The sequence below is a fragment of the Ruegeria sp. genome, from assembly GCF_028066395.1.
Classification (GTDB): Bacteria; Pseudomonadota; Alphaproteobacteria; order Rhodobacterales; family Rhodobacteraceae; genus Ruegeria.
Genome location: NZ_JALCBM010000055.1, coordinates 2,452 through 6,298 on the forward strand (window position 1 = coordinate 2,452; position 3,847 = coordinate 6,298).

General features: G+C 63.4%; 3 protein-coding genes. All 3 read right to left on the minus strand.

The annotated features are described in order from the left end of the window. Window positions 1-3: 3 nt before the first annotated feature. From MPJ51_RS16025 to MPJ51_RS16035, 3 genes are read right to left on the minus strand one after another with little or no spacing between them, the layout of a single operon-like run. On the minus strand, window positions 4-1,578 hold the full coding sequence (locus MPJ51_RS16025) for a thiamine pyrophosphate-binding protein (RefSeq protein WP_298388756.1): 1,575 nt from the start codon (window positions 1,576-1,578) through the stop codon (window positions 4-6). Continuing rightward, window positions 1,579-3,027: a TrkH family potassium uptake protein gene (locus tag MPJ51_RS16030; protein ID WP_298388757.1), complete on the minus strand. Its 1,449-nt coding sequence runs from the start codon at window positions 3,025-3,027 to the stop codon at window positions 1,579-1,581. It abuts the gene before it with no gap. A 51-nt stretch (window positions 3,028-3,078) separates the two neighbouring features. Next, window positions 3,079-3,576 (minus strand): hypothetical protein, encoded by a 498-nt coding sequence (locus tag MPJ51_RS16035; protein WP_298388759.1) that lies wholly within the window; start codon window positions 3,574-3,576, stop codon window positions 3,079-3,081. Window positions 3,577-3,847 lie beyond the last annotated feature (271 nt).

Consider the following 3,847-nt stretch of genomic DNA (forward strand, 5'->3'; position numbering starts at 1 on the left):
CGCTTATGCGATGTCCGGTGTCACCCGGATCAACGTCGGAACCGGCGCGTCAAAGGCGGCGCGGACAGCCGCCTGCAATTCGCTCAGATCGCCCGGCGCGGCCGAGCGCACGCCATAAGCCTCGGCCAGTTTGCAGAAATCGGGGTTGTGGGCCACAACCGCATTCGGCGCGATCTGGCCGCGGACCATGCTGTCCTCAATCTCTTTCAGCTTGCCATTGTCCCACAGGATGATCGGCAGTGAGAGGCCCAGTTCGACCGCCGCCCCCAATTCCTGCAGCGTGTATTGAAACCCGTAATCCCCGGCGATGATCGCCGTTGGCTTGCCGCGCCGCGCCACGGCCCCACCGATACCGGCAGGCAGAGCGTAGCCCAACGTCCCGAAGCCGGTCGGGTGGTGCCAGTGATAGGGCTGGCTCATATCCCACAGCTCTTTGGCGACATAGGCGAATTGGGTCATGTCCGAATAGATCATGGTGTCGGCGGGCATCGCAGCACGCAGGGCTTCGGCGACGGGCTGGATGCCGGGACGTTCCGCCGCGACCTCGGCCTGCCAGCGGGTGCGGGCCTCGGCCACCTCTTGCGGGGTCCAGCCGGTTGCCGGTTTCAACTGATCCGAGGCCGCCAGCAGCGCCTGTGCAAAGCTTTCGCCATCAGCCTGCAGCTTGATCGCGGCGCGGTGGTGATCCGACAGCACCTCGGGGTCCAGATCGATGCGCACCAGATGTCCGGTATTGCCCAACTCCCGCCGCCACAGATCGACCTCGGCCAGTTCGGCGCCCACGGCCACCACCAGATCGGCCGAAGCGATGACCTCGGCGCTGCCGGGCCGTGCCAGCATCGCGCCGAAATCCAGCGGATACCCGGCCCCGGCCATGCCGCGCCCGGCATAGGTGGTGAAACAGGCCGCCCCCAGCTGCGTCAGGATCTGCCGCCACAGGTTCGACCGCGCCCCGCCGCCCAGAATAAACAGCGGCCGTTTCGAGATGTTCAGCAGCGACACCACCGGCGCAATATCGGGGGCCAGCGCCTGCATATGCAGCGCGGGCTGGTTCGGGAACGGTGCCGGATCAGCCTCGGCCACCAGTTTGGCAATCGGCACCTGAATGTGCTTGGGCCGGGGGCGTGACAGCGCGAACTCTTCAAAGGCGCGTTCGATCAGACCATAGGTCGCGTCGGCGCTGTTGGCCTGACAGGACCAGTCGGCGACCGTTTCCGCCGCCAGCCGCTGATCCTTCATCTGATGCAACTGTCCGCGCGTGCCCTGGGTGTCGTCCAGGCACGAGGACAACACCAGCACCGGAACCGAATCCGCATAAGCCTGCCCCATCGGCGTCATGATGTTGCACAGCCCCGGGCCGGTGATCACATAGGCCACGCCGGGCTTGCCGGTCGCGCGGGCATAGCCGTCGGCCATGAACCCTGCCCCCTGCTCGTGCCGGGCCAGAACATGGGTGATCCCGGCCTCTTCGATCCCACGATACATTTCCTGATTGTGGACGCCCGGGATGCCAAAGATCACGTCAACACCGCGATCCTTCAGCATGTGAGAGATTTGTGCGCCGAGGGGTCTTCTCATTCAGCCTCTCCAGAATTGAACTGTAAATATTGCGTAGACGGCCAACAGTTCCAGCCGCCCCACCAGCATTCCGATTGTCAGCAGCCATTTGGCCGTGTCGTTCAGCCCGGCAAAGTTGCCCGCCGGGCCGATCTGATCGCCCAGCCCCGGCCCCACATTCGCCAGCGCCGTAGCAGCGCCCGAGACCGAGGTGATGAAATCCAGCCCCGTGAAGGCCAGCGCCCAGGACAGGATGCCCATCGACAGGACGAAGAACATGAAAAAGCTCATGACCGAGGTCAGCACGTCCCGCCCGATGGGTCGGCCATCATAGGTGGGCATGAACACCCCGTGGGGTGACCTGATCCGGCTGATCTGCGTCTTGATCGAGGCAAAGAGCAGTTGATAGCGGAACACCTTGATCGAACAGGCGGTCGAACCCGCGCAGCCGCCGATCAGGCCGATCAGAAAGAACAGCATGACCGGGAAACTGCCCCAGCCCATATAGTCGACGCTGGCATATCCGGTGCCTGAAATGATCGAGGTGATGTTGAACAGCGATTCGCGGAACGCCCGCTCCCAATGATGCGGGAAGACCGTCATCAGAAAGACCGTCATCACGATCACCAGCACCAGCACCGTGGCCAGAAACGTCCTGATCTGGCTGTCCTGCCACAGCGACCCGGTATTGCCGTTGGCCAGTTGCACATAGCGCACGAAGGGCAGCGCCGCGAGGATCATGAAAACCGCGGCGGCATATTCCACAGGCCCCGAGAAGGTCGCGAAAGAACTGTCGTAGTTGGAGAACCCGCCCGTCGCGATGGTGGTCATGGAATGGACAGTGGCGTCGATAAAGCTCATCCCGAAGCCTGCATAGACCAGCGCGCAGACGAAGGTCAGGAACACGTAGATCAGTGAAATCTGCCCCGCGATCTCCTGCGCGCGCGGCAGGATTTTCCCCATGGTTTCAAAGCCTTCAGACCGGAAGATCTGCATCCCGCCGACGCGCAGTTCGGGCAGGAACACCATGGCGACCACGATGATGCCGATGCCGCCCAGCCATTGCAGAATGCCACGCCACAGCAGCAGCCCCTGCGGCAGATCATCCAGCCCGGTGATCACGGTCGAGCCGGTGGTGGTCAGGCCCGACATCGCCTCGAAATAGGCATCGACAAAGCGCAGTTCGGTCTCGCCGAACAGAAAGGGGATCGCGCCAAAGACCGGCAGCGCCACCCAGACACCGGTGGTCAGCAGAAAGGTCTGTCGGATGGTCAGCCCCTCACCCACCCCGTTCGAGCAGCTCATGGCCAGAACCGCACCAGTCAGCGTGGTGATGGTGGCGCTTTCCAGAAACACATGCCATTCGCCCCGGCCTTCCATCAGGTCGGCCAGCATCGGCAGCAGCATGGTCGCCCCAAGAATGGCGACCAACAGGCCTATCACATATCCAACCGGGCGCAGGTCCATCATGACGGGCAGCGTTGGCGTGCCCGCCCGACCGTGTCAACAGATGATCCCCGGTTACGGGTCGGTTTTTGCCTTGGGTTGCGGCATCGCAGGCGGTTTCGACGGTGCCCGGGTCCGCCGTTCTGGCGCGGGTGGTGTCGGGGCAACAGCGGGTTTCGGGGCCGCCGCACGCTGAACCGTCTGCGGCGCGGGCGTTTGCGGGGCCGGTTTGACCGACGTGTCCCTTTTCACCGCAGCCGGTTTGGCCGCCGGTGGCGCGACCTGCGCCTTTGCGGCAGGCTTGGCAACCGCCGCAGGCTTGGCTTTCACAGCCACCTTGGGCCTGACCGGAGCCGCCTTCGCCCGTTTAGGCGCCGGTGTTTTAGGGTGCGCAGGCTTGGTTGGAACAGGCTGCGGGTCAGCAACCGCCTGCAACGCATTCAACGGTGCGAAAGGCAGTTCCATCGCAGACCGGGCCATGATCTGCATGATCTTCATCTGGCTGGTCACGGCATACCCCGCCACACGAATGGCCGCCGCCTGAAGTTCAAGAGGGTGGAAAATCGGATTCATTACATCTTTCTCCTATGAAACCGAGGCAGTTGGATTTCGGGAAAGGCAGCCCATCGCCCCGGTCGTCTGGGCGATGTTGTGGGTCAGCGGTCCACGGCTTGGCACGTCCCGGCCTCCTGTTCAGGCCGCGCGCTGCAAGGCGGGCGGCAACTGCACTCGGGGGCAGCCTAGCGGGAAATATCACGCAAGTGCAGCATTTCTTGCCGCGCTGCGGCAATAAGCTGCCGATGCCCGGATTTCGGGCATAGTTTCAGCAGGTTTTGATGGAAAT

Excerpts from the sequence above, each read along its gene's own strand:
- MPJ51_RS16025 (WP_298388756.1), bottom strand. The coding sequence starts at position 1,578 with ATGAGAAGACCCCTCGGCGCACAAATCTCTCACATGCTGAAGGATCGC.
- MPJ51_RS16030 (WP_298388757.1), bottom strand. The coding sequence starts at position 3,027 with ATGATGGACCTGCGCCCGGTTGGATATGTGATAGGCCTGTTGGTCGCC.
- MPJ51_RS16035 (WP_298388759.1), bottom strand. The coding sequence starts at position 3,576 with ATGAATCCGATTTTCCACCCTCTTGAACTTCAGGCGGCGGCCATTCGT.